This window comes from Hyphobacterium sp. (assembly GCF_965217055.1).
Taxonomy (GTDB): Bacteria; Pseudomonadota; Alphaproteobacteria; order Caulobacterales; family Maricaulaceae; genus Hyphobacterium.
Map to the genome: position 1 here is coordinate 1580899 of NZ_OZ244227.1, position 24962 is coordinate 1605860.

General features: G+C 63.9%; 28 protein-coding genes. 14 read left to right on the top strand and 14 right to left on the bottom strand.

Annotated features, from left to right (window positions below; translation table 11 throughout):
- Positions 1-77: 77 nt before the first annotated feature.
- Positions 78-530, top strand: a complete 453-nt coding sequence (locus ACOOFN_RS07965) for an MmcB family DNA repair protein (protein ID WP_420430528.1) — start codon at positions 78-80, stop codon at positions 528-530.
- Here ACOOFN_RS07965 and ACOOFN_RS07970 read toward each other — a convergent pair.
- Together ACOOFN_RS07970 and ACOOFN_RS07975 are read right to left on the bottom strand one after the other, a co-directional pair.
- A complete protein-coding gene (locus tag ACOOFN_RS07970) occupies positions 527-1075 on the bottom strand; it encodes an ActR/PrrA/RegA family redox response regulator transcription factor (RefSeq protein ID WP_420430530.1) in 549 nt (182 codons plus the stop codon). The genes ACOOFN_RS07965 and ACOOFN_RS07970 overlap by 4 nt on opposite strands.
- A gap of 32 nt (positions 1076-1107) precedes the next feature.
- Positions 1108-2421: an ActS/PrrB/RegB family redox-sensitive histidine kinase gene (locus ACOOFN_RS07975; RefSeq protein ID WP_420430532.1), complete on the bottom strand. Its 1314-nt coding sequence runs from the start codon at positions 2419-2421 to the stop codon at positions 1108-1110.
- A gap of 114 nt (positions 2422-2535) precedes the next feature.
- Between ACOOFN_RS07975 and ACOOFN_RS07980 the strand changes: the two genes are divergently transcribed.
- The 4 genes from ACOOFN_RS07980 to ACOOFN_RS07995 all read left to right on the top strand — a co-directional run bounded on the left by ACOOFN_RS07980 (position 2536) and on the right by ACOOFN_RS07995 (position 5325).
- The gene (locus ACOOFN_RS07980) at positions 2536-3186 is read left to right on the top strand and encodes an SCO family protein (RefSeq protein WP_420430534.1); all 651 of its coding nucleotides are present in this window, start codon (positions 2536-2538) and stop codon (positions 3184-3186) included.
- Positions 3187-3213: 27 nt separating this feature from the next.
- The gene (locus ACOOFN_RS07985) at positions 3214-4443 is read left to right on the top strand and encodes a polyhydroxyalkanoate depolymerase (RefSeq protein ID WP_420430536.1); all 1230 of its coding nucleotides are present in this window, start codon (positions 3214-3216) and stop codon (positions 4441-4443) included.
- A 65-nt stretch (positions 4444-4508) separates the two neighbouring features.
- Positions 4509-4847 carry an ArsR/SmtB family transcription factor gene (locus tag ACOOFN_RS07990; protein WP_420430538.1) on the top strand — a complete coding sequence of 113 codons (339 nt, stop codon included), beginning with the start codon at positions 4509-4511 and terminating at the stop codon, positions 4845-4847.
- Positions 4840-5325 carry an SRPBCC family protein gene (locus ACOOFN_RS07995; protein ID WP_420430540.1) on the top strand — a complete coding sequence of 162 codons (486 nt, stop codon included), beginning with the start codon at positions 4840-4842 and terminating at the stop codon, positions 5323-5325. The genes ACOOFN_RS07990 and ACOOFN_RS07995 overlap by 8 nt, the downstream gene beginning before the upstream one ends.
- A gap of 1 nt (position 5326) precedes the next feature.
- Here ACOOFN_RS07995 and ACOOFN_RS08000 read toward each other — a convergent pair whose 3' ends face one another.
- Complete coding sequence (locus ACOOFN_RS08000; protein WP_420430542.1) at positions 5327-5788, bottom strand: hypothetical protein; 462 nt, start codon at positions 5786-5788, stop codon at positions 5327-5329.
- Between the two features lie 60 nt (positions 5789-5848).
- On the opposite strand from ACOOFN_RS08000, the gene ACOOFN_RS08005 reads away from it, so the two are divergent.
- On the top strand, positions 5849-6967 hold the full coding sequence (locus ACOOFN_RS08005) for a PQQ-dependent sugar dehydrogenase (protein ID WP_420430544.1): 1119 nt from the start codon (positions 5849-5851) through the stop codon (positions 6965-6967).
- On the opposite strand, the gene ACOOFN_RS08010 is transcribed toward ACOOFN_RS08005, so the two are convergent.
- Together ACOOFN_RS08010 and ACOOFN_RS08015 are read right to left on the bottom strand one after the other, a co-directional pair.
- Positions 6964-8589 carry a hypothetical protein gene (locus ACOOFN_RS08010; RefSeq protein ID WP_420430546.1) on the bottom strand — a complete coding sequence of 542 codons (1626 nt, stop codon included), beginning with the start codon at positions 8587-8589 and terminating at the stop codon, positions 6964-6966. The genes ACOOFN_RS08005 and ACOOFN_RS08010 overlap by 4 nt on opposite strands.
- Before the next feature lie 84 nt (positions 8590-8673).
- On the bottom strand, positions 8674-10617 hold the full coding sequence (locus ACOOFN_RS08015; RefSeq protein ID WP_420430548.1) for a transglycosylase domain-containing protein: 1944 nt from the start codon (positions 10615-10617) through the stop codon (positions 8674-8676).
- Positions 10618-10786: 169 nt separating this feature from the next.
- On the opposite strand from ACOOFN_RS08015, the gene ACOOFN_RS08020 reads away from it, so the two are divergent.
- Positions 10787-10930 (top strand): hypothetical protein, encoded by a 144-nt coding sequence (locus ACOOFN_RS08020; RefSeq protein ID WP_420430550.1) that lies wholly within the window; start codon positions 10787-10789, stop codon positions 10928-10930.
- Between the two features lie 64 nt (positions 10931-10994).
- Here ACOOFN_RS08020 and ACOOFN_RS08025 read toward each other — a convergent pair whose 3' ends face one another.
- Positions 10995-11522, bottom strand: a complete 528-nt coding sequence (locus ACOOFN_RS08025) for a hypothetical protein (protein ID WP_420430552.1) — start codon at positions 11520-11522, stop codon at positions 10995-10997.
- A gap of 62 nt (positions 11523-11584) precedes the next feature.
- Here ACOOFN_RS08025 and ACOOFN_RS08030 point away from each other — a divergent pair, with 62 nt between their 5' ends.
- The gene (locus ACOOFN_RS08030; protein ID WP_420430554.1) at positions 11585-12553 is read left to right on the top strand and encodes a glycerophosphodiester phosphodiesterase family protein; all 969 of its coding nucleotides are present in this window, start codon (positions 11585-11587) and stop codon (positions 12551-12553) included.
- 64 nt (positions 12554-12617) lie between these two features.
- On the opposite strand, the gene ACOOFN_RS08035 is transcribed toward ACOOFN_RS08030, so the two are convergent.
- Entirely contained in the window at positions 12618-12833 is a 216-nt protein-coding gene (locus ACOOFN_RS08035) for a cold-shock protein (protein ID WP_420435037.1), read from the bottom strand.
- Between the two features lie 226 nt (positions 12834-13059).
- Here ACOOFN_RS08035 and ACOOFN_RS08040 point away from each other — a divergent pair, with 226 nt between their 5' ends.
- Positions 13060-13425 (top strand): hypothetical protein, encoded by a 366-nt coding sequence (locus ACOOFN_RS08040; RefSeq protein ID WP_420430556.1) that lies wholly within the window; start codon positions 13060-13062, stop codon positions 13423-13425.
- On the opposite strand, the gene ACOOFN_RS08045 is transcribed toward ACOOFN_RS08040, so the two are convergent.
- Both ACOOFN_RS08045 and ACOOFN_RS08050 read right to left on the bottom strand, forming a co-directional pair.
- Positions 13383-13538 carry a hypothetical protein gene (locus ACOOFN_RS08045; protein WP_420430558.1) on the bottom strand — a complete coding sequence of 52 codons (156 nt, stop codon included), beginning with the start codon at positions 13536-13538 and terminating at the stop codon, positions 13383-13385. The genes ACOOFN_RS08040 and ACOOFN_RS08045 overlap by 43 nt on opposite strands.
- A gap of 53 nt (positions 13539-13591) precedes the next feature.
- The gene (locus tag ACOOFN_RS08050; protein ID WP_420430560.1) at positions 13592-13762 is read right to left on the bottom strand and encodes a hypothetical protein; all 171 of its coding nucleotides are present in this window, start codon (positions 13760-13762) and stop codon (positions 13592-13594) included.
- Between the two features lie 198 nt (positions 13763-13960).
- Between ACOOFN_RS08050 and ACOOFN_RS08055 the strand changes: the two genes are divergently transcribed.
- From ACOOFN_RS08055 to ACOOFN_RS08065, 3 genes are all read left to right on the top strand, one after another.
- Positions 13961-14977, top strand: coding sequence for an aspartate-semialdehyde dehydrogenase (locus ACOOFN_RS08055; protein ID WP_420430562.1), 1017 nt, complete (start codon positions 13961-13963; stop codon positions 14975-14977).
- Positions 14978-15076: 99 nt separating this feature from the next.
- Positions 15077-15967, top strand: coding sequence for an EamA family transporter RarD (rarD, locus tag ACOOFN_RS08060; RefSeq protein ID WP_420430564.1), 891 nt, complete (start codon positions 15077-15079; stop codon positions 15965-15967).
- Entirely contained in the window at positions 15964-16920 is a 957-nt protein-coding gene (locus ACOOFN_RS08065; protein ID WP_420430566.1) for an alpha/beta fold hydrolase, read from the top strand. Before rarD ends, ACOOFN_RS08065 begins: the two co-directional genes overlap by 4 nt.
- 117 nt (positions 16921-17037) lie before the next feature.
- Here ACOOFN_RS08065 and ACOOFN_RS08070 read toward each other — a convergent pair whose 3' ends face one another.
- Complete coding sequence (locus ACOOFN_RS08070; protein WP_420430568.1) at positions 17038-18171, bottom strand: serine hydrolase domain-containing protein; 1134 nt, start codon at positions 18169-18171, stop codon at positions 17038-17040.
- A 31-nt stretch (positions 18172-18202) separates the two neighbouring features.
- Complete coding sequence (locus ACOOFN_RS08075; RefSeq protein WP_420430570.1) at positions 18203-19753, bottom strand: DUF429 domain-containing protein; 1551 nt, start codon at positions 19751-19753, stop codon at positions 18203-18205.
- Between the two features lie 23 nt (positions 19754-19776).
- On the opposite strand from ACOOFN_RS08075, the gene ACOOFN_RS08080 reads away from it, so the two are divergent.
- Both ACOOFN_RS08080 and arsC read left to right on the top strand, forming a co-directional pair.
- The gene (locus ACOOFN_RS08080; protein ID WP_420430572.1) at positions 19777-20622 is read left to right on the top strand and encodes an HpcH/HpaI aldolase/citrate lyase family protein; all 846 of its coding nucleotides are present in this window, start codon (positions 19777-19779) and stop codon (positions 20620-20622) included.
- On the top strand, positions 20619-20966 hold the full coding sequence (gene arsC / locus ACOOFN_RS08085; RefSeq protein ID WP_420430574.1) for an arsenate reductase (glutaredoxin): 348 nt from the start codon (positions 20619-20621) through the stop codon (positions 20964-20966). The genes ACOOFN_RS08080 and arsC overlap by 4 nt, the downstream gene beginning before the upstream one ends.
- On the opposite strand, the gene ACOOFN_RS08090 is transcribed toward arsC, so the two are convergent.
- Genes ACOOFN_RS08090 through ACOOFN_RS08100 form a run of 3 tightly spaced genes read right to left on the bottom strand, consistent with a single transcriptional unit; the run spans position 20961 to position 24852 of the window.
- A complete protein-coding gene (locus tag ACOOFN_RS08090; protein WP_420430576.1) occupies positions 20961-22541 on the bottom strand; it encodes a sulfotransferase in 1581 nt (526 codons plus the stop codon). The genes arsC and ACOOFN_RS08090 overlap by 6 nt on opposite strands.
- Complete coding sequence (locus tag ACOOFN_RS08095; protein ID WP_420430578.1) at positions 22538-24139, bottom strand: sulfotransferase; 1602 nt, start codon at positions 24137-24139, stop codon at positions 22538-22540. Before ACOOFN_RS08095 ends, ACOOFN_RS08090 begins: the two co-directional genes overlap by 4 nt.
- Complete coding sequence (locus tag ACOOFN_RS08100) at positions 24136-24852, bottom strand: NAD-dependent deacylase (protein WP_420430580.1); 717 nt, start codon at positions 24850-24852, stop codon at positions 24136-24138. The genes ACOOFN_RS08095 and ACOOFN_RS08100 overlap by 4 nt, the downstream gene beginning before the upstream one ends.
- Between the last annotated feature and the right edge of the window lie 110 nt (positions 24853-24962).

Here is a 24962-nt window from a genome sequence, read left to right on the forward strand (position 1 = left end):
CTCATAAATGGTCATGGCCGGCGCGAAATCCAGAGCCCGCCTTGATTTCGGAACACAAGTGGAACATGGTTCCGGACATGGACCCGCACGCGCTTGCCTCCTACGATAATCCGGCAATCGACGATGCCCGCCTTCTGGCGCGCGGCGCGGCGCGTCTGCTCTATGACATGGGCTATACCGCCATCCCGGAATTTTCGTTCAAGACCGGCCGCCGGGCCGATTTGTTCGCGCTCGGGCCGAAGGGCGAGATGACGGTGGTCGAGATCAAGTCCGGCATGGCGGATTTCCGTGCCGACACGAAATGGATGGAATACTGGGGCTGGTGCGACCGGCTGTATTTCGCGGTGTCGGACCGCTTTCCGCACACCGTCATTCCGGACCAGGCGGGATTGATCGTGGCCGACGGGTTCGGTGCCGCGATCGTGCGCGAAAGCCCGCACGAACCGATCAATGCGGCGCGGCGGAAATCGGTGATGCTGAGATTTGCCCGGACCGCGGCCGAACGCCTCGGCCGGATCGGCGAGCCCTAGCGCGGCGCCCGCTTGGCAAGGATGCGTTGCAGGGTGCGCCGGTGCATGTTCAGCCGTCGCGCGGTTTCCGAGACATTGTGGTCGCACAATTCGAATACGCGCTGGATATGCTCCCAACGGATGCGGTCTGCGGACATCGGATTTTCCGGCGGAGCAGGCTTGTCGCCGGGCGACAAGAGCGCCTTGACCACATCATCGGCATCGGCGGGTTTCGCCAGATAGTCGATGGCACCGCCCTTCACGGCGGCCACGGCCGTTGCGATGTTGCCATAGCCGGTGAGCATGACGGCACGGCAATCATCGCGCGACGCATGCAATGCGCGCACCACGTCGAGGCCGTCACCATCATCGAGGCGAAGATCGACGACGGCGAAAGCCGGCGGATTGCCGCGCGCGATCTCCATGGCTTCGGCCACCGTGCCTACGGCGGAAACAACGAAGCCGCGGCTGGTCATGGCGCGGCCGAGCCGGGTCCGGAATGGAGCGTCGTCGTCGACGATCAGCAGCGTTTTGTCTTGTGGCAGGTTCAGTTCAGTTTCGGTCATGCTTCCAGCTCGTTGACGTTCTTCCCGCCTGTTTAGTCCGGTTCCGGGGCGGCTTCCACCCGGTTGCGCGGCCAGCTCACCCTGACCAGGGCGCCGCCGAGTTCTCCGCCATTGGCGAATTGCGCAGAACCGCCGAGGCGTTCGATCATCGTGATGGCGATGAAGGTGCCGAGCCCGAGCCCGCCGCCGACCTCGCCATCGCGACTTGAAATGTAGGGTTCTCCAATGCGGTTGAGCACTTCCGGGGAAAAACCGCGGCCGTCATCATTGATGGTGACGGTCAGGACGTCATCGTCCCAATCCGATTCGATAACGACGCTGGATGCGGCGAATTCGACGGCGTTCTCGACCAGATTGCCCAGCCCGTAGAGCCATTCCGGCAGCCGGCTGATGACAGGGGCGGGATTCTCGCCTTCCAGGCGGATGGTCAGCGAGGCGCCGAGGCCGCGCAGCGGGCCGCAGATCTCGTCGAGTGCGTCCTTCAGAGCGATGCGGTCGTGCATCTTGTCACGCGCTTCGCGTTGCGCCGAGAGGCGGGTCAGGATCTCGCGGCAGCGCAGCGATTGAGAGACCAGCAGCTCGGCGTCTTCCTTGAGCGGGCTGTCGCCGATTTCGCGGGCCATTTCCTTGGCCGTCAGCTGGATGGTGGCGAGCGGTGTACCGAGTTCGTGGGCGGCAGCGGCTGCGAGTGAGCCGACTGCTGACAGCTTCTGTTCGCGCGCGAGAATGGCCTGGGCGGCGGCCAGCGCGGCGCCCATGCGCTTGGCCTCGCGCCCGATACGCCACGCATAAGCTGCCGTGAAGGCCACGGCGATGATGAAGGCGACGCCGAGGCCGGCGACATAGAGTGGTGGCAGGTCCAGGGTTTCGCCGGCAATCCAGGGCAGGGGCAGGGCGAAGTTCAACATGCCTGCCATACCGAGCAGGCCAATCGCGGCGAGGCCGAGCGCGTGACGCGGCGGCAGCGCGGCTACGCCGATCGTGACCGGTGCCACGAGCATGACCGCAAACGGGTTCTGCAGCCCGCCGGTCAGGGTCAGCAACAAGGTCAGCTGAAGCACATCGAATCCAAGCTGGACGAAGGCTTCGTAATGCGAAGTCAGCTTCTGGATGTCTCGTGTGGCGATCAGCGCGACATTGAGAAAGGCGCTGGCGGCGACAACCAGACCGCAGAACGCGAGCGGCAGTTCGAAACCGAGGACGAGACTGACGAAAAGCAGCGTGCTGCCCTGTCCGAACACCGCCAGCCAGCGCAGCACGATCAGCGTGCGCAGCCGGATCCGGCCGAAGAAAGGCGCGACGCCGGGGGGCGGCGCATCCTGGGTGAAATCATAGGCGGTCTGCATGCTCCGACCTATATCCGCTTTGTCCCCGCTGCGGCCAGAAAGATTGCACTTCGCTGCATTGCACAATGACCGCAGAGGGGTCATGTTCGTGGACGCTTTTGAATGGAGTCGTGTTTGAAGCCGGGTAAAGGACTGCCCATCTGGACCTTGCCGCTGGCCGCCGGTCTGGGCGCGCTGGTGCTGGTTTTTGTAATCCTGCTCGTCCTGGATTCGCGGCCGCAGCCGACAAGCGGCGAAGTCGTATCATCCGGCCGCGCCGATATCGGTGGTCCCTTCACGCTGGTCGATCACACCGGTGCGACCGTGACGGAGGCGGACTTCGAAGGCCGTCCTATGCTGATCTATTTCGGCTTCACCTATTGCCCGGATATCTGTCCGTTCTCGCTGCAGGTGATGGCCGCCGCGCTGGACCAGCTTCCCGAGGCGCAGCGGGCCGAATTCCAGCCCGTGCTGATCACCGTCGATCCCGAACGCGATACGCCGGGACAGCTGGCGCAATATGTCGCCAGCGATGCCTTTCCGGAGAATTTGACCGGTCTGACCGGCACACCGGAACAGATCGAGGCCGTCGCGGAAGCATACCGTGTCGTCTACCGCCGTGTGCTCGAGGAAGGCGCACCGGAAGATGCCTACACGATGGACCATACCTCGCTGATCTACCTGATGGACCGGCAGGGCGTGTTTCACTCGGTCTATGCGCACGGCACGCCGCCGGCGCAGCTTGCCGAGGGTCTACAAGACTTCCTTGAGGAAAATCCGGGATAAACTTCCGGGACACAAAAGGATATTTCCATGCTGTACAGCATGTACGAGATCAGCAGGCTGGCCCTCACGCCGTGGCGCATGGCGGCCAATGCGACGCGGCGCACGCTGCGCGCGCCCTGGAATCCGGTCGGCGAAACCCTGGCCGGACGCACCATGGCCGCCGGCGCTGACCTGTTTGAATCGATGACGCGGAAATACGGCAAGCCGGAATGGGATATTCCCGAGACGGACATCAATGGCGCGAAGGTGCCGGTGACACCGGAAAAAGTGTGGTCGTCGCCCTGGTGCGACCTCGTGCACTTTCGCCGCGACGGCGCGCCCGCCGGTCAGCCCAAAGTATTGTTCGTGGCCCCGATGTCCGGTCACTTCGCGACGCTGCTGCGCGGCACGGTGAAAACCTTCCTGCCCGATAGCGACGTCTACATCACGGACTGGATCGACGCCTCGATGGTGCCGCTGAACGAGGGCCGTTTCGATCTCAACCATTATATCGACCACGTCGCCGACATGATCCGCGCCATCGGCGAGGGCGTGCATGTCGTGGCGGTGTGTCAGCCGGGTCCGCCGACCCTGGCTGCGATCTCGTTGATGGCCGAGGACAAGGACCCGATGCGTCCGGCCTCGATGACTTTCATGGGGTCACCGATCGATGCGCGGCTGTCGCCGACAATTCCCAACAAGCTGGCCGAGGAAAAACCGTTCGAATGGTTCGAACAGAACGCGATTCACACGGTGCCGGCGCCCTATCCGGGCGCGCTGCGCCGGGTCTATCCGGGATTTCTGCAGCTTTCCGGCTTCATGCAGATGAACTGGGAGCGCCATGTGGACGCCCACTGGCAATTCTTCAATCACCTCGTCGACGGCGATGGCGACAGCGCCGACAAGCACCGCAATTTCTATGACGAGTATCTTTCGGTCATGGACCTGACCGAGGAGTTTTACCTGCAGACGATTCGCGACGTGTTCCAGGAACACAAGCTGCCGCGCGGTCTGCTGGAGCATCACGGTCGCAAGGTCGATCCGGCGGCGATCACCGACATCGCATTGATGACGGTGGAAGGCGAGAATGATGACATTTCAGGAATCGGCCAGACCCAGGCTGCCCATGATTTGTGCCGCAATCTGCCGGCGGACATGCAGCTCGACTGGATCCAGCCCAAGGTTGGCCATTACGGCGTGTTCAACGGCAGCCGGTTCGAGCGCGATATCGCGCCGCGCATGAAAGCCTTCATGGTCGAGAAGGGCCGCAAGGTCTGAATTTGCGAACATCGAGGCTTATTTTACCACTTGCTTAATTAACGAACTGGTTTAATGATGGGGCGGTGACAGCCGATCCCCAACTCGACGCCGCCTTTGCCGCGCTGGCGCATCCCGTGCGCAGGGCCATCCTAGCCCGGCTGGCGGCCGGGGAGGCGACCGTGAACGAAATCGCCGATCCTTTCGACATGAGCCTGCCAGCCGTCTCCAAGCACATCCGGGTGCTGGAAGAGGCCGGCCTCGTCACGCGCGGCCGGCAGGCCCAGTTCCGGCCCTGCCGTCTGAATCCCGAGCCGCTCGCGACGGTCGCGCACTGGACCGAGCAATACCGGCCAATCTGGACGGCGCGCTTCGACACCATGGCGGAAGCGCTGAAATCCCTGGAGGACAATCCGCATGAGTGACGAAACGCAATGGGTAAGAATCGAGCGCGCATTCGATGCACCGATCGAGACGGTGTGGCGAATGTGGACGGAAGCCGATCTGTTCATGACCTGGTACGGCCCGACGGGCATGTCCGTTCCGGTGGCGGAGATGGACGTCACCGTCGGCGGGCAGCGAAAGATCTGCATGGAGATCGGGTCACCGGACCGCAAGATGTCGATGTGGTTCACAGGCGTCTACAAGGAGGTGAACCCGCCGCACCGGCTGGTCTATACAGAAAGCATGTGCGACGAGAACGGGACGCTGGTCTCGCCGGCCAGCATGGGAATGCCCGACGGCCACCCCGACATCACCGAGGTAATCGTCGAGTTGCGATCGAATGGCGACAGGACGGAAATGACGATGATACATGTCGGCGTTCCGGCGGGAACAGCCGGCGAGGGCGGCTGGAACCAGGCGATCAGCAAGCTCGGCGCGCTGTTGTCCGGGGACGCCTGAGTCAGGCGCTGCGCGCGCGCGCCAGCCTTGCAAACACCCATCCGCCGAGCGCGCCGCCAAGCGCCATCACGGCGAGACCCCAGAACGCCCGGGCGGAGGCGATCGGCGTGATGCCGACGCCGAGCACGGACTGGTAGTAGACCTCTATCGCGGTCACCATGACGAGGATGGTGACAAAGCCGGCGAGTACATAGCCGATTGTGCGCAGTCCGCCGACAAGGCGTGAGACGAGCGCGGCCACAGGCAAGGCGAGCAGATAGCCGATCGCGGTCAGCAAGATGAGCGTGGGCGCGAAGCCGGTCAGATCCGCCAGCATGGCGTCGCTGCGCGCTGCGAGCGGGATATCCGCACCGGCACCGGCGAGATACAGCAGGACGACCTGCGTCGACAGGAGCGTCGTCGCCAGCCCGCCAGCGATGGCCGCGGCGACATATGCGATGAATATCCTGATCCAGCCCGGCATGTTCTGGCCCCGTCCCTGCGCTATATGTACAATCTAGCGCATTACAGAAGGAGTGACAGCATGTGGTTTCGAACGGCTCTTTGCGGCCTGTTCCTGACAGCAGCAGCCCAGGCACAGGACACCATTGCGAACACCACCTTCGATGGCGAGGTCGAAGCTGTTGCGACCGGGCTCGACCGGCCCTGGTCGATCGCCTTTCTGCCCGATGGCGACATGCTGGTCACCGAGCGGTCCGGCCAGTTGCGCCTGATCGCGGACGGCCAATTGCAGCCAGTGCCGGTGACCGGCCTGCCCGACATTCCAATGACCCGCCAGGGCGGATTGCTGGATGTCGTGCTGCACCCGGATTTCGCGGCCAATGGCGTGGTCTATCTCACCCATGCTTCCGGCCGCCGCAATGACAGCCGCCTGTCGGTGACGCGCGCGCGCTATGACGACGGTGCGCTCAGCGATGTCGAGACGATTTTCACGACCAATATCGGCAATGACACCGGCGGGCATTATGGTGGCCGCCTTGCCTTCCTGCCCGATGGCAGCTTCGTCGTGACCTTTGGCGAGGGGTTCGATTACCGCGAACAGGCCCAGGATCCGTCCGATCATTTCGGGACGACGATCCGGCTCAATGCGGACGGGTCGATCCCGGACGACAATCCCGCGATCGATGGTGCCGCGCCCGGTGTCTATTCCTGGGGGCACCGCAATCCGCAGGCGATCCTCTACGATGCCGAGAGTGGCCGTCTGTACGCGCACGAGCATGGCCCGCGCGGCGGTGACGAGATCAACATCATCGAGCCGGGCGTCAATTATGGCTGGCCGATTGCCACATATGGCGTGGATTATTCAGGTGCCATCATCAGCCCGTACGAATCCTATGAAGGTACGCGCCAACCGCTGCTCTACTGGGATCCGTCGATCGCGCCGGCCGGCATGACGCTCTACCGTGGCGAGATGTTCCCGGAATGGGATGGGGACCTGCTGGTTGCGGCGCTCATCTCGGGCAATGCCGAAACGCGGTCCGGACATTTGCGCGTCGTCGACCTTGATGAGAGCGGGCAACCCGTCGGTGAAACCGTCTTTCTGGGTGAGCGGGGATCACGGGTGCGCGATGTGCGCACCGCCCCCGATGGCAGCGTCTATGTGTTGACCGACCAGGGCGCGGTGCTGCGTCTGTCGCGCTAGTCCTCGTTTTCGGGCGGAATCGCCGTGATCGTGATTCCGGCAGCGTCGTAGTCCACCGAGCCGGATGCGGCTTCCTCGACGAGAGCGCCGACACTGATCGGCTCCTCCGGTGAAATGCGGATCTCCACCGTTCCGCCCTGGGCGATGAAACTGGTCATTGCGGTCGAGAATTCAGCGAGCAGTTCGCGCGGGATTTCCGCCGGGGCGGCCATCGTCGCCAGCGCCACCATGCCGCCGGCCTGCATGCGGAGATTTTCCTTTGGCACGCCCTGCATGGCGGATCCCGCGGTCAGCGCGCGATCAAGCAGGGACAGGTCCTGGAGACGGAAGACGAAATTGTGCAGCATCAGCGGCTGCAGCAATTCGTACATGAAATCGGGTTCGACCTCATCCATGGCCGGGTTCAACTGGAGCGCCGCCAGCGAATAGGCGACCAGGCCCGACATGTCGCTCTCGACCTCGACGCGGAAGCCGTCACGCAATTCGAAGTAATTCTCGCCGGTCGTGTAGGCCCGGTCCTCATCGCGCTCGTAGACGGATGCGCCCGCGGCGACGAATTCGAGCTGCTGATATCCCATCATGCCAAGGCCGAGGGCGAGCTGGGCACCAAAGGGATAGCTGGTATCGGGGGCGACCACGAGCGGCGTCATCTCGCTCTCATAAGTCATTTCATTGCCGTCGCGTTCGACATTCGCCGTCAGCGAATCCATCGTGACAATGATGCCGCCAACATTGGCATCGAGGCCACGAATGGTGGCGTTCTCATAGGCGTTGAGCGGGTCGAAATCCTCAGGCAGTTCGGGCATGTCGGCGGTGATGTCTTCACTCGGTTCGTCGGCCGCGAATGCGGCGCCGGCCATCGCCATCTGGGCGGTGAACGGATAGGTGATCGCCTCGCCGATATTGTCGGCGGAGGCTTCCGCGAGGCTGATCCGGATCGGGCCGGCGTCGCGGCTGGTGCCCTCGATCAGGAAATTGGACAATTCGAACCGGCCGATCGCATAGTCTGCGAGGTTCTCGATCGCGAACCGGTCAAAGGAAGCTGTGAAACGTTCGCCATCATCGCCGCCGGAAAAGCGCAGTCCGTCGATCGCCAGCAGCCCATAGGTCCAGCTGTCCTCGCCGACGTCGGCATCGTCCATCGACTCGCCCGAAAAGCCGTGAGCGAATGCGCGGGCCATGTCCGCATTCGGCAGCTCGACGACAAAGCCGTCGATAGCGCCCTCGCCGTCATCGTCGGCCATGGTGATGCCGCTGATCGCAAGACGATCAAAAATGACATTGCCGTCGGCATCGAAGCGCGGCGCGGCCAGCGTCATGGTGTCCGCCTGCACCTCATCGGCCTCGATATCGACCCCGTCGCCGCCATCCTCATCGGCTTCATCGTCGTCGTCATCATCCATTTCGAACACGACGCCGGTGAAGGTATAGACGCCGTCGTCAAAGCTGCGGCTGTCCCAGCTGACGGCTCCTTCGCCGGATTGCGACAGGTGCAGCGCTTCCAGTGCGCTGGCCGCGGTGGCTTCATCAACGTCGGTGGTGACGATACCGTTCTCGCCATTGTCGCCGCCGCAGGCTGCGAGCGCGAGAGTCGAGACGGTGATGATCAAGGCATTCTTCATGATGGAGTTCCCGGCTAAATCGATGTTGCAGCCATTGAAGCTGCTCTAACGGCTGTCTGCCAGAGAAAAGTGACGCTGGTAAGGCTAGCCGCCGACGCCGATGCGCGAGAGCAGGGACGAGATCGGATCTCTTTCCTCGCGCTCTTCGGCTTCGATTTCGACCGGTTCCTGCCAGTTGGCGGGTATCGCCGCCTCGGGCGGCGCGTCCGTCATGAAGGCGCGGAAGATTGCTGCGGGCGGTCCGGAGCCGGCCGCCCGATCGGTTGGCGAGAAATCATCATTGCCCACCCAGACCGCCGCTGTCAGGCCGCCGGTATAACCGGCGATCCAGGCATCCCGATTGTCGTTTGTGGTGCCGGTCTTCGCACCGGTCAGCGTGCCGGGCACAGCAGCAAGACGGGCCGTGCCGCTTCGCGCCGTGGTCTCCAGGAGGCGGCGCATCCAGGCCAATGTCCGCTGGTCGATCACGGTTTCCATAGCGGGTTGTTCGCGTTCCCACAGAACTTCACCTTCGACCGTTTCGATGCGCGTGATGGCATGGCTGTGCGCGCGCTGGCCACCATTTGCGAATGCAGCGTAGGCGGTGGCGAGCTCGACCGGTGTCACTTCGAACGATCCGAGCGCCATGGAGCGGTCGACCCGGATCTCGCTCTCGATGCCAAGCCGCCGGGCGAGCTGGGCAATGAAGCCGTGTCCGGTTTCCTCGGCGATACGGGCGGCGATGACGTTGGACGATCGCGCGAAGGCCGTCTCCAGCGTCATGGGACCACTGTACTGGCCGTTATAATTCTGCGGTGACCAGTTTCCCCAGGCGACCGGCAGGTCATCGCGCACATCGCTCGGCCGCAAGCCGCCCTCGAAGGCGGCCGCATAGACAAAGGCCTTGAAGGCCGAGCCCGGCTGGCGATGGGAGAGAATGGCGCGGTTATAGGGACTGGTCGCGTAATCGACACCACCGACAAGCGCGCGGATGGCGCCATCGCCGGAGAGCGCGACCAGCGCTGCCTGGTCGGCCCCGCGTGCCGTCTCCGGATTAGTCATGACCTGGCGAATGGCATCCTCGGCAGCGCGCTGGGCGTCAATATCCAGCGTGGTGTGGATGATGATGTCGGCTTCGCGGTCGCCGGCCAGTTCGCGGGCGCGCTCCTCGATCCAGTCGATGAAATAGCCGGATCCCGGGGTCGAGGCGGCCCGCGCGATGCGGACCGGGGTCTGCGCGGCGTCGATCCGTTCGTGCTCGCTGATCCGTCCGGTCTCGAACATCAGGTCGAGCACGACGGTGGCCCGCGCCGCGGCGCGCTCGAGATCATTGGCAGGCGAATAGCGCGACGGTGCTTTCAGCAAGCCGGCAAGAAGAGCGGCTTCCCCCAGCGAAACATCGCGCGCGGAGCGGCCGAAATAGCGCTGGGCGGCGGCTTCGACGCCATAGGCACCGGCGCCGAAATAAACGCGGTCGAGATAGAGGGCGAGTATCTCGTCCTTGGTGAAGGCCTGTTCCAGTTGCCAGGCGAGGACCATTTCCTGGATCTTGCGGACGAAGGTGCGGTCCGCTGTCAGGAACAAGTTCTTGGCCAATTGCTGGGTGATCGTCGACCCGCCCTGCACGACGCGTCCAGCGCGGACATTGGCCCACATTGCGCGGGCGATGCCGCGCAAGTCGATTCCGGAATGCTCGTAGAAGCGGCGATCCTCGACGGCGAGGACTGCGTTGACCAGATAGGCCGGCAATTCCTCAACACCGAGACTGGCACCGCGGCTGGCGCCGCGCCGTGCAATCACCCGGTTGTCGCGGTCGAGATAAACCTCGCCGCCAAGCCGCGGCTGGGCGAGCTCGATATCGGACACGTTCGGGAGATCGCGGGTAATCGCCACGAACAGGGCGGCAAGAACGAAGAACCCGATCAGCGCCAGCGAGAATAGCGCGCGCAGCCAGGTCAGCCTCGGCTTGCCGCCGCGCGGCGGCGTCCGGCGCGGCGTTTGCGAAGACGGGCGTTTGCGCCAGGGCGCGGGCGGCGTGCGGCGGGTCAAAGCAGATCCTTTCCGGGTCAGTGCGGCGCACCAATCCCGAAAAGCTTGATCGCCTCACGGCGTTAAGGCGGCGTGAATGTGGCGATTCTTCTGGTGGCAACCTTGCCAAGCCGGGCCGGGTGTTTCACGGTTTCGCCACCTCCGCCGGGCGGAGGCGGGAGGGGTAATCATGTTGAAGCGTATTGGCGTATTGATGCTGGCCTGTGCAGGCGCGCTGGCGGTATCAGGTTGTATCACGCCCTATGAGGGGCGGCCGTCGACCTGCGAGGGTAGCGGACCCAGCGATCCCAACTGGCCGTATTGCACCGGCTGATCTGCGGAACACAATGATTGCGGGCTGGGCACCGGCATCGCGGCCCGGGAATCCTGCCGACCGGCTAGACGTCGCCTTCGTCGGCATGGATGAATTCGAAGCCGATCGCCCCTCCGCCATAGCTGCCATTGAGATAATGATCGGCGCGGTCATTGAACCAGTCGGTGAGATGTTCGAACAGCAGGTTGAAGAAATCCTGCAGTCTTTCCTCGCTGACCGGCAGGCGGAAAGCAAAATCGCGCCCGCCGATAATGGAGACATCGAGATCCGGTCCTTCCTTCTCGGCCGAGATGACGAGCCGGATCCAGTCGCCTGTATGCGAGACACGGACCGCGAGACCGAACTTGATGGACCCGAGTGGCAGGAAGCCCTTGCCGGAAACCGAAAACGCGCCGGAGCCGTAATCCGTCGGCGAGAACGGACCCTCCGGCGGCACCAGATGAACGCATTTCTTTTCATCGCCGAGATAGCGGCAGAAGCCGCTTGCGACGCGCTCGGCGAGGGAGCGCACGAGGGTATAGTTGTCGAGACTGGCCTCGCCATAACGAATGGCCGCATTCGCCAGCGTGTCAAAACGTGTCGCGGTGCTCATCACCGTCTCCCTTTTGTTGCAAACACACGCTAGCGTGCCGGGCAGCACTTGGGGAGGGCCGAATGAGGCGATGGATGATCATGCTCGGGCTGGGGCTGGCCGCCTGCTCGGACACACCGCAATGGACGTCGCTATCCGGCGAAGCGCCGCTGGTCATCGCGCATCGCGGCGCGAGCGGTGAACGGCCGGAGCATACGATTGAGGCTTATGCGCTGGCCCTGGAGCAGGGCGCGGACGTGATCGAGCCGGACCTGGTCGTCACCGCTGACAATGTCCTGGTAGCGCGCCACGACGCCTATCTGTCGACGACGACCGATGTTGCCGGCCGCCCGGAGTTTGCCGACCGGCAGCGCGAATTGTTCGGGCGCAATGACTGGTGGGTGATGGATTTCACGGCAACGGAGATTGCCACGCTGCGTGCCGTGCAGCCGATGGCCGATCGTGACCCGTCCTATGACGGGCAGTTCGCCATTCCCACTTTTGATGCCATTCTCGACTTCGTCGATGCGCATCAGGCCGAATGCGGTTGCACGGTCGCGATCGAGCCGGAAGTCAAGCATCCCGAAGCCTTCGCCGCCGCCGGTCTCGATCCGCTGCCGCTGCTCAATCAGGCTCTGCTCGATCACGGCCTGTTCGCCGAGACAGCACCCGTCGTGGTGCAGTCTTTCGATGCCGGCTTCCTGATCCGGATGAATGCGGCCGCGCCTGTGCGGCTGGCGATGCTGTATTCCTCGCCCGACGAGGCGGATGGCAACATGAATGGTTATCCGCTGGAAGTCGTTGCCCAGTTTGCAGACGGGCTGGGCGCCAACAAGTCGCTGCTGCTTGATCCCGACGGGTCGTCGACAGGGCTTGTCGAGGCGGCCCATGCGCTCGGGCTGGAGGTTCATGCCTGGACGGTGCGCGACGACCGGGCGCCGCTGGTCGGCGACAGCGTGGAAGATGAATTGCGGGCACTCTATGCGCTGGGCGTGGATGCCGTGTTCACCGATTTCCCGGCAACGGCGGTGCGCGTCAGAGACGAAATGTAGGCCAGAAATAGAAAACGGCCGCCGGTTGCCCGGCGGCCGCATCCTCGTCAAAGACGGGTCGTGACTACTCTGCGTATTGCAGGTTCACAGCCTTCGGACCCTTGCCGCGCTTGTCCGGCTCGGTGTCGAAAGTGACCTTCTGGCCATCTTCCAGACCCGGCAGGCCCGACGCGTTGACGGCCGAGATGTGCACGAATACGTCCGCGCTGCCCTCGTCCGGGGTGATGAAGCCGAAGCCTTTGGAGTGATTGAAAAATTTGACCGTACCTGTGGCCATGATAGAGGACCTTCCTCGAAGCGCCGCGCGTCCGCGACATTCGCAAAGTGTTCCACCGGCGTCCCGGGGAACCATGCACTTGCTGTATCGGGGAAAGTCGGAAGTCTTAAGTGCCTGATGGCTCAGGTATGCAAATAAAACAGTCTTGTATTTCCGCCGGGCCTGAACAGGCCGCCCGTGCACGTGCTATATGCCCCAAAAGACGCGTTCGCGCAAATGGAGAAATTGGATGAGCGACAACCGCCCTCGCCGCGGCTTTCTCGAGCGCCATCACCGGGCCCAGGATCGCCGGCGGCGGCAGTCGCGCGACGGCCTGCAACCGGCTGCGATGATGCGCCTCGCCGGTCTGGTTGCAGCGGTGCTCATCGGTCTGGCTGTGTTTGTCGGTTTCGATTCCGGGCGGATGGAGGGCAGCTGGCTGCAACCGCTTGCCAGCCTCGACGGCATGACGCGCCCGGTTCTGTTCGGCGGGTCGATCCTGGAAATTGCGGCGATTGCCGCGATTGCTGTCTATGCCGGCTGGGCGTTGTGGAAATCAGCGCGTGCGCGGCGTCAGTCCCTGGACGAGCCGGACGACAACGCGCCCTTGCCCTGAAACTTGCCGCGCGCGGTCGGCCCGCGCCGTTTCGGCGGCCGCGGTTCGATGATCAGCAGGCCGAATATGATGGCCGCATTGACGATCAGTCCGAGTAGGGTCCAGAGATTCATGGCCATGGGACTAGGCCGCCGCGAGGGCGGCGCGTAGGGGGATTCGGCGCTGCCTAATTCGGCGCCACGGGATCGCTGGAGCCGGGATTCTGGCGCGCGCCGTCGGGTCTCGGATGGCGACTGCGCGTATCTCTGAACGGCCGCATTCCGGCCGCCGCGATCGCGATGAAGGCGACAAACAGCAGGAAGAAGGCCCCGAGCGCGACAAGAAAATTCATGATCATGATGGCAGCCTCCGCGATATCGGCAGGATTCCTGCCGTAAAAGGAAAACGGCCGGGCCTCATGAAAGGTTCCGGCAAATTGATCGGCCGGTTGGCAGCTGGCTGGCCATGACAGGCTGGAAACCGCACCTGCCCCCTCCCTATATGCGGCAGGACGGTATAGACCGGCCCGACCGGGTCCAAGCAAAGGCAGAATGTCATGGGATTGAAAGTTGCGGTTTTCGGCGCCACGGGCGCGGTCGGCAAGGAAATGCTGACCATTCTGCATGAACGCCTGTTCCCGGCGGACGAGATGCATGCGCTGGCCACCCGCAAATCGCTGGGCGTCGAAGTGTCCTATGGCGACCGCGATCTGAAGGTGAAGGACGCCGCGACGTTCGATTATTCAAAAGTCGATCTGGTGCTGATGTCGGCCGGTGGCGACGCGTCGCGCGAATGGGCGCCGAAGATCGCGGCGGCCGGCGCGATGGTGGTCGACAATTCCTCGGCCTGGCGGATGGATGAGGACGTGCCGCTGGTGGTGCCCGAGGTCAATCCGGACGCGCTAGACGGGGCCAGGACCAAGCGCATTGTCGCCAATCCGAATTGTTCGACGATCCAGATGATGGTCGCCTTCAAGCCATTGCACGATCTCGCCGGTATCCGCCGCGCTTCGGTCTCGACCTACCAGTCCGTATCCGGGGCCGGCCACGCGGCGATGGACGAATTGTGGAAGCAGACGCGGGGCATATTCGTCAACGATCCGGTCGAGAAGGAGGCGTTCTCCAAGCAGATCGCCTTCAATGTGATTCCGCGCATCGGCGATCTTCTCAAGGGCGGGGTGACCACCGAAGAACAGAAAATGGTCGACGAGACGCGCAAGATCCTCGACCCGGCAATTCGTATCGCCGCGACCTGCGTGCGGGTGCCGGTCTTCGTCGGCCATGGCATCGCCGCCCATGTCGAGTTCGACAAGCCGGTCAGCGCCAAGGATGCGCGCGATCTGTTGCGCGAATCGCCGGGCCTGATGCTGGTCGACAACCGAGAAGACGACGGGTTCGTCACGCCTGTTGAAAGCGTGGGCGAATTTGCGGTCTTCGTGTCCCGGGTGCGCGAGGATCCGAGCGTCGAGAACGGGCTGGCGATGTGGATCGTTGCGGACAATCTCCGCAAGGGGGCGGCACTGAATGCGGTTCAAATCGCGGAGACCTTGAACAATCGCGGGCTGATTGACTGAAACACCCCGCACGCATTTGTGACCGGCACATCGCAATAACCGGGTCGCAGCGGGCCTTTGCCATGCCTAAATGACCGTCTTCTGGAACGGCGGCCCGCCATGACGACATCTTCCACCTCTCCGGCGCGCGCCGGGCTGGCGGCCATTGCCTGCTACACGATCTGGGGCCTGTCGCCGATCTTCTACAAGCTGCTCGGTTTCGCTGCAGCTTCCGAGATCGTGCTGCACAGGGCGGTGTGGTCGGTGCCGACGCTGGCGCTGGTGATCTGGGTGGCGCGCAGCTGGGGCCAGGTGGTGTCGGTGATGACGCGGCCGCGAACGCTGGGTTTGCTGCTGCTGTCCAGCGTGCTGATCGCCGGGAATTGGTGGCTCTTCATCTTTGCGGTCAATACCGACCGCGTGCTGGAAGTCTCGCTCGGCTATTACATCAATCCGCTGATGAATGTGGCGGTGGGCATCCTCGTCTTCCGCGAGAGCTTCGGGCGCTGGCGCGCGGCCGCAGTGACACTGGCGACGATCGGCGTGATCAACCAGATTCTCACCGTCGGCACGCTGCCGCTGATCGCGCTGGCGCTGGCCGGCTCGTTCACGATCTATGCCTATATCCGAAAGACCATCGCGGTCCACGGGCGGGTTGGCCTGTTCGTCGAGACGCTGATCCTCTTCCTGCCCTCCCTGATCGCGCTGTCCTTCATCGAAGTCTCGGCAAGCGGGCATTTCCTCGACGGGCCGTGGCAGGCGGTCCTGCTGATCCTGTCCGGGCCGATGACGGTGGCGCCGCTCCTGCTCTTCATCATCGGCGCGCGCGGTCTTCATTTTGCGACCGTCGGCCTGTTGCAGTTTATTGCACCAACCCTGCAATTTGCCGTCGCCGTCGCCTATGGCGAACCCTTCTCGGCGGCGCATGCCGTGACATTCGGCTTTATCTGGGCGGGGCTGGCATGCTTTGCTGTCTCGATGATCCGCCGCAGAAAGGCCGCCCCCGCATGACAGTGCTTCCAGATCCCGTTCGCCTCAAATCCCATGATATCGAGCTCGCCGTGCGGCTTGGCGGGCCGGAGGACGGCATCCCGCTCCTGCTGGTCCATGGCTGGCCCGAGCTGTCCTATTCCTGGAAGCCGGTCTGGGACCATCTGGTCAATGCCGGATTCCGCGTCATCGCACCCGATCTCAAGGGGTTCGGCGACAGTGATGCGCCGGACGATCCCGATCTTTACGGCATTGACGAGATGACCGCCGATCTGACCGGCCTTCTCGATACGCTGGGCATCGAGAAGGCGGTGTGGTGCGGGCATGATTGGGGCGGCATTATCATGTGGCAGGCGGCCTGCCTTGTGCCGGAGCGCTTCCTGGGTGCCATCGGCGTGAACACGCCGCATTTGCCGCGGCCCTCCACGCCGCCTTCCGAGGCGTTCAAGGCGATGGGCGGCGAGGATCATTACATCCTTCAATTCCAGGACCCGGAGACCGTCCGCCAGGCCTTCGAAGGCAAGGAAGACGCCTTCTTCAATTTTATCTTTGCCGCGCCGCCGCCGCCGGAATTGCTCGACCGGCTGTTTCCCGGCGTCACCCATATCATCAAGAATTTCGCCAGCCATGGCGGCCGAACGGAGAGTGAGCTGGTCGTCGGCGCCGAAGATCGCGCGGTTTACGCGAAGGCGTATGCCAGGACCGGGGCGGTGACGCCGACCCATGTCTATCGCAATTTCGACCGCAATTGGGAGCGCATGGGCGGGGTGGATCATCGCCTGTCCATGCCGTGCCTGATGATCGCCGCGGACGCTGATTTCATGCTGCCGCCCATGCTGATGCAATGGATGCCGGCGCTGTGCTCGGATCTCGAATCGCACGTGCTCGAAGGCTGCGGCCACTGGACGATGTGGGAGCGTCCCGACGAGCTCGCGGCGTTCATCGAGGAATGGGTGGTGCGGCGGTTCGGGTAATCTGCGTGGTTCGAGGCCAGCCTTCGGCTGGCACCTCACCATGAGGCAAGTTGGTGTTCCAAGTGAACCAACACCTCATCCCGAGGTGCGAGCGTGAGCGAGCCTCGAGGGACGCGGTCACAAACACGCGTAAACGGTCTCGATCAGCTTCACCGCGCGCGGATCGCCAGCCAGCACTTCGCGCAACCGATTGGGCGTGAAACTGCCGGAGATGTGGCGCACCGGATCGGCAAAACCGCACGAGCCGCCCAGCCCGTAATGTCCGACGGTCTCCGGTTCCGGCCCGTAATGGCCGCTATCGCGATTGCGCATCACGCCGATGCCGAAGGACAGGTCGAAGGGCAGGACGCGATCTTCGCCCGCGACCTGTTCGGTCATGATGTCCCTGACGGTCTCGGATGACAGGATCTGATCGCTGCCCAGCCGGCCGTCATTGGCGAAGACGCCCATCAGCGCGGCGATGGCGGCCGCATTGCCATGACCGTTGGCAGCGGGGAATTCGGCCTTGCGCCATTCGTCAGCGCCGCGCCGGCCCGGGCTGGACCAGGGCTTGAGGAAGGCGAGCTGCTTGATCTCGTTCATTTTCCCCAGGAAGGGCGGTTTCGGTGGCAGCTTGTGCTCGGCGATACGGGCGTGCTCTGCTTCCGGCGTGCCGATGAAGAAATCGAGGCCGCGCGGCCCGGTGATCTCGTCCTTCAACACGTCGCCGATGGTACGGCCATCGGTGCGGCGCGCGATCGCGTCGGCGATGAACCCAAAGGTGATCGGGTGATAGCCGGTGCCCTGGCCCAGTGGCCAGAGCGGTTCCTGGGCGGCGAGCTTTTCTTCGATGAGGTCGCGGTCAAACCAGTCGGCCGCCTGCATTTCCTCTGCAATGCCGGACAGTCCGGCCTGGTGCGACAGGGCCTGGGCGATGGTCACGTCCTGCTTGCCGGACTGCGCGAAGGCGGGCCAGTGATCGGCGACGCGGTCGGTGAAGGCGAAATGTCCCTGATCTTTCAACCACCCCATGACCAGCGCGGTAATCGCCTTGCCGGTCGAGAAGACCGGAACGATCGTGTCGTTTGACCATTCGGCCTCGCGCTTCTGCGTGGTCCATCCGGCATGGAGATCGATAATGCGCGCGCCGTCGATCTCGATGGCGAAGGCGGCACCGATTTCATCACTGCCGTCCCAAAGCGAGGCAAAGACGTCACGGACGGGCTCGAAGCCGGGCTTCACGAAGCCCTTGATGTCGGGTGTGTCTGTCATGGCGTGGAGCTAAGGGTTTCGCACGGTCCGATCAAGCGTGGATTGCCATGGTGAGTCCATGGCCATCCTGCGGCGGATCGCCGGGCAGGGTGAGGTGCTGACCATTGGCAATGCGTTGCGCGACGACCGCGCAGATCGCGGCGTCGACCAGATCGTCCGGTGCGACTTTCGACACCGGATAGGCATGCGGGTCGATCACGGAGACCGGGAAGCCCAGCTTGCGCAGCGCGGTGAGGCGCGCCTTGCGCCCTTCCGGCGTTCGCTTGCTCTCGCGGATCGGTCCGCGGTCGAGCACCGCGAAGGCCAGCTCCGGGTGGGTCTCGTAGACGCGCGGTCCCAGCGAAGATGCCATGAAGGCGTCGGCCTCGCGGATTTTCGGAAACAGGTGGAAGGATTGCTGGGACAGTCGGGGCCCGTCATCGAACGCATTGATCAGGCAGGCATTCTCGTAGGTTGTCGCGGAGAGCGCCTTGCGGCTGGGCGCAGAGAAAACCGAACTGGTCTTGCCTTTCAGGCGCGCGCGGGCCTCGCGCTCGCAGGCCCGGCCGCCGCGCCGCGCGATGTCGGGGAGGCCGATCGGGATGTCGATTGCGATGATTTCCGGCAGGATCGCTTCCATCAGGATCTGGTCGAGGCGAGTGAAAAACTGGTGGTGCGGCGAGGCGTGCCCGTGAATATCGTACCAGACGCCGATCCATCCGCCGCGGCAGCCATCGAGGCCCAGCACCCAGCGGGCATTCTCGCCAACGCGGTGATGCTGTTTCATGCGCCCGGCAATGGTCGCATCGGGGTGGATCGGACCCGCCTTTTGCCGTGGTAGCGGCAAGTGCCCGTAATCCCATTCGCGTGATTTCAGGATCGCGTCGTAGACCATCAAAACCGCATGGTGCAGGGCGACATCGGTCGGGGCTCTGGCGATCCGGTTGAGCAGGAATTCGGCGGTCAGGACATCGCCTGCGCCCTTGGGCGATTTGTCAAAGCGCGGATGGGTGCGCAGCCGCATTTCGCTGAAATCCTCGTACATCACACCGATTTCGTCGCCAGCGGGAATTGAGGAGACCAGGGCCGCCTTACCCAGCTTCTGGACGGCGCGGCGCGCGGCGTCGGCATCGGTGATCTCGAGACGGGTCAGCCAGCCGAGCTCGAACGCGTTGGGGGTCACGAAGTCGGCCAGAGGCAGAAGGTGATCCCGAACGGCTCGCGCTACCGTCTCGGGGACGTAGAGGCGACCGTCATCGCCGATGATCGGATCGACCGCGATAATCGCTTTTTCGTTTAATGTCCGCACCTTGCGGATCGTCTCGGCGGCGATCGTTACCTGTCCCGGCGTGGCGAAATAGCCGGTGAGGACCGCATCGAGGCGCTCGAATCCGCCATTCGCCTCGACGCCCTCTAGCATGCCGGCGAAGGCTTCGTCGGAGACCGCCGCGCCGCCCGGCGCCCCAAGCCCCGGATGGCGCCCCAAGGTCACGGTTGGGCAGAAGACCGTGTCGACCCCGGCGTTTTCGAGGATCGTGACGGCGACTTTCCCACCGACCCGGCTTGAGGCCACATGTGATGACAGGACCAGTACTTTTGGCATTTGCTCATGTTATAGCCGCGACCATGGCCCGTTCAATTCCGATTCGACCGACCCGCTCCGCCCTGTTCGTACCCGGTTCGCGACCGCGTGCGATCGAGAAGGCGACCGGCCTCAAGGCCGATATGCTGATCCTCGACCTCGAGGACGCTGCCGGTCCGAAAGAGAAGGCCGAAGCGCGCTCGCGCGTCTCGGGAGCGTTGTCATCGTGGGCGGATTGTGGCGCTGTCCGGGCGGTGCGTGTCAATGCGATGGGCAGCGGGCTCGAAGCCGATGACATCGCTGCTGCGCGCGCTGCCGATGCAATCGTGCTGCCCAAGGTCGAGCGGGTCGATGACTTACAGGCGGCGCGTCGTCTGATGCGCGACGGACCGCCGCTCTGGGCCATGATTGAAACGCCGGGCGCGCTGTTTCAGCTGCGCGAGATCGGCGAAGCGGCCGCTGATCTTGGCGTGGCCGGTCTTGTCGCCGGGACGAATGATCTCGCCAAGGCGATGAAGACGACGGGGCGGGCCGCGCTGGTTCCGCATCTGGCGCTGATCGTGGCGGCAGCACGTGGTTACGGGTTGATGCCGCTCGATGGCGTCTACAATGCCTACAAGGATGCCGACGGCTTTGCTGACGAAGCCGCGGCGGGCAAATCACTCGGCTTCGCCGGCAAGACGCTGATCCATCCCTCGCAGGTGTCCGGGGCAAATGCTGCGTTTGGTCCTTCGGTGGAAGAACTCGATCGCGCCCGGCGTCTGGTGGCCGCCTTTGCCCTGCCTGAAAACGCCGGGAAGGGGGCGATCCCGTTCGAGGGCACGATGGCGGAGCGGCTTCATCTCGCCGAGGCGGAAGCGATACTCAAGCAAGCAGAGGAAGAGACATGAACCTTGTGATGTGGCACAATCCGCGCTGCACAAAATCGCGCGAGACGCTGGCGCTGTTGCGCCAAAAGGGAATCGAACCCGAGATCCGCGATTATCTGAAAGACACGCCGAGCATTGATGAACTGAAAACCGTTCTCGGCAAGCTGGGCTTCGACACGGCCCGTGCCTGGATGCGGACGAAGGAGGCGGACTACAAGTCGCTGGGTCTCAAGGACGAAAGCGACGAGGACAAGCTGCTCGCCGCGATGGCCTCGCATCCCAAGCTGATCGAACGCCCGGTGGTCATCCATGGCGAACGCGCCGCGCTGGGCCGCCCGCCGGAGAAAGTGTTGGACGTTTTATAGGCCGCGCTCGTCATAGCCCCAGCGCTGTGCCCATGGATCGAGGATCGGCCGCACCGCAGCAAGCGCGAAATCATAGTGCCGCCACCGTCCGGCGGCGCTTTCATAGATGGGCTGAACCACTTGCGAGGCGGACGGCGTGGAGATCGCGCGGGTTTTCGCCTGCTCGCGATAGGCCATGACGTCATCCGACCAGTCGAGATCCAGGAATCTGACGAGACGGCGCGCCTCGGCTTCGAGATCCGCCACGCAGTCCTCGTATCGGATCTCGATCCGCTGCGCTTCCGGCACGCGGTCGAGCGCTGCGGTCCCTACCCGCATGGCGGCATCATAATAGGCCGCCGCACCCGGCATGGTGAGCATGCGGAACATCGCCGCATTCATTCCGAAACGTTGCTTGTAGGCCGACAGCACACAATCGCGCGGATCGCGCAGGGCGAGGATGAATTTCGCGTCCGGGAAGACCGCTGCGAGCAATCCGGCATAGGCGAGATTCAAGGGCAGCTTGTCGATGAACACGTTGTTTTCAGGCACACCGCCCGGCCAGCCCTGCCAATAGGTGCGGCGCAAACTGGCGCGGCTTTCCGGCATCGATTCAATAAATTGCCGCCAGTCATCCAGCGTGTCGCCTGCCGCCTCGATCAGCGGCGCGGACAATTGCGCTTCGTCGCTGGTGACAATGCCGGGATGTGCGGCGAGCACATTCTCGACCAGCGTCGTGCCCGAACGCGGGAATCCGACAAGAAACACGGGCGCCGGCATCTCGCAGCCGGAGTCCGCATCAATTGGCAGGCCCGGCCATTGCGACAGCTTCTTCACGCGTTCCAGGGCGAAGCCATTGGTGATGTTGGCATAAGTGCCAGCGTACTGGCTCTTGAGCTTCTGATTGGCTGCCGAGAAAGCGGAAAAAGCCGCCTCGTAATCGCCCGCCTTCTCCAGCGCTTCGCCGGCCCTGCCCAACGCCAGCGCGGCATTTGTCGCCGGTGCATTGGGCGAAAGACGCTTGCGGATCAGGTCGGCGGCGTCGTGATGAGCTCCGCGCCGGATCATCGCGGCCGCTTTTACGGCCAGCGCCAACGCATCCCCAGCGGCGAGTTTCAGCGCGCTGTCCGCCGCTTCTTCAGCCGCGTCCGCTTCGTGGGCAAGCTCGAGCACATGCGAGAGATTACGCAGGCTGGGTAGATGGTCCGGTTTGATCTCGAGCGCTGTGCGGTAAGCGTCGGCGGCCGCTTTGAGCTCGCCCGCATTGGCCAGGATGCGGCCGAGATTGAAGGGGGCATTGACGAATTGCGGATGGGCGGCAAGTGCCCGGTCAAACGCGGCGCGGGCGGCGTCGAGGCGATCGAGATCGCCTGCGCACAAGCCCTCCATATTGGCAAAATCCGCGATGTGCTCGTGGGCTGCCGACAGCGCCGCGAACAGGTCGAATGCCGCTTCGCTGTCGCCAAGCGCGCGCAAGGCGAGGCCTTCGAGATAACGCGCATTCGGATCGTCGCCGAGGGATCGGGCGATCTCCAGGGCGCGTTGCGCCTGGCCGGTCTGGAGCGCGGCAAAACCGGATTTCAGATCGGAGGTCATGAGGCTTCGTATCCGTGTTTCTCGATCCAGGGCGACAGGACGGGCAGGGCCGGTTCGAGAGCGAATCGATAGGCGGACCATTTGCCGATTGCACCGGTATAGAGCGGTTTGACGACCTGCGGCGCCGAAGGAGTCTTGATGCGCTTGCGCTGTGCGTGCTCGCGATACGCTGCCACATCGTCATGCCAGCCCGGTCCGAGGAATTCGAGCAACGGCGTGATGACGCCGCGCCAGTCCGCAATCAGGTCTTCATAGCGTACCGTATGGACCGGGGCGGCGTGTTTGGAGGCCAACGCCGCCTCGCCGGCGCGCATTGCGGCATCATAGAGGCGGGCGCAGTCATCGATCTTGAGCGTGCGGTACATTTCCGGATTCACCGCAAAGCGTTGCTGGAAGGCGGACAGTACGCAATCACGGGGATCGCGCAGGCAGAGCACGATTTTCGCGTCCGGGAAGATCCGCATCAACGGCCCGAGCCAGACCAGGTTCATCGGGTATTTGTCGACAAAGACGCGGCTTTCCGGCGGCGGCCCCTGTGGACGCGCCTGCTGCCAATAGGCGGCGCGAATGGCGTTGATCTCGTCAGCTGTCAGCGTACCCAGCCGGGCCAGCGTTTCCGGGCGGTCGCCAACCGCCTTGATCGCCGGTCCGATCGCGTCCTGTTCCTCGAGGGTCTCGATGTCGGGATGTGCATCGAGCATCTGCTCGAGCAAGGTCGTGCCCGAGCGCGGGAAGCCGACCTGGAAGACCGGCGCGGGCCCGGTCAGCGCAGAGGCGTCAACGGGTTCTGGATCATGGTTATCGAACCAATGCGCTAACCGCTCAGCCGACGCCAGTGAGCGTGGGCCGTCATAGTCTGCAAAGCGCTCGCTCGAGGCAGCGCGCTGAATGTCGTTGGCTGCAGTCCAGGCTGCGAATGCCGCTTCAGGGTCTTCCAGCTTGTGGCAAGCATCCGCCAGCCGGCCCCAGGCGGTGGCCAATTGCGCCGGAGCGCCTTTTGCTGACGCCATGACCGGCTCGAGGAGCGTGCGTGCGGTGGTGGCGTCGTCCTCTGCCAATGCGATTGCCGCCTGCGCGGAGCGCACCAGCCAGGCGTCGGGCGCGATCGATGACGCGCGCGCAGCAAAATCCCGCGCCACCTCAAACTCCCGCATCCGGACACAGAGCGCGGCGGCCAGCGCCAACGGTTCGGGGTTTTGCGGTTGGAGCGCGGCGAGCTTTTCAAACTGGGGAATTGCCTGCTCCGGTGCCGGACCTGCCAGAAGCGTTGCCAGGTTTCCGATGGCCGGGGCGTGATCCGGCCGCAGTTTAGTGACCCGCTCGAAATCGCGCTGCGCACCGACACGGTCACCCATGTCGCGACGGCACAGCCCGGCCATGTTGATGAGATCGGGCTGGCCAGGCAGGCGCTGATTGAGGATGTCGAGTATCTTCAGCGCCTCGCCGGCTCGACCGGCCATTCGCAAGGCGACTGCTGACAGGTAATGCGCATTGGCATCGTTCGGATTGGCTCTCACGGCGGCTTGCGCAGCCTGCAGGGCCGCCTCGGCATTGCCGGCATTTAGCGCGACCTGCGCCTGTTGCAGCAGCGCGCTCATGCAAATGTTTCCGACAGGATACGGTCGCACCAGGCCGGTACGGTTTCGGTCGCCTTGCCATAGACCGCATGCGTGAAAACATGTCCGCTCTCACCGGCTTCAAGCGACAATTCCCAGGTCGTCGCGCCCGCACGGCCGGCTTCTTCGGCGAAGCCCGCCGCCGGCCACACCGCGCCGGACGTGCCAACGGCGGCAAAATGGGTCACACTGGGCAGGATGGAGAAGATCTCGTCCACGCCGATCGGCATCTCGCCGAACCAGACAACGTTCGGTCGCAGCTGCCCTTCGCGGCCACAGGCGCGGCAGCTCATCGTGATCGACAAGTCATCGCGGCACGCCTGCAGGTCACTGCAGGCGCCACAGCGCGACTGCAGCAGCTCGCCATGCATGTGGATCAGGCGCTCCGAACCGGCGCGCTCGTGCAAATCATCGATATTCTGGGTGACGAGGGTGAAATTGCCGCCGGAGCGTACCCACGCCGCCTCCAGGGTCGCCAAAGCCTTGTGGGCGGGGTTCGGCTCCGCCTCCATCAGGCCGCGGCGGCGCGCATTGTAGAAGGCATGCACCTCGGCGGGGTCCTCGCGAAACCCGTCCGGTGTCGCCAGCCGCTGCCAGTCGAATTTCGCCCAGATGCCATCCGTGTCGCGAAACGTGCCCAGCCCGGATTCGGCCGATATGCCGGAGCCGGTGAGGATGAGAAGCGAAGGCGTCATGACGTGTACTGTGCCGTCTCGCTGCCAGCCCGCCAACAGGGGAGGGCAGCCTGGTGCGGGTTCGAGGCCCGGCTTGCCCGCTTTCGCGGGCACAAGCTGCCGGGCGCCTC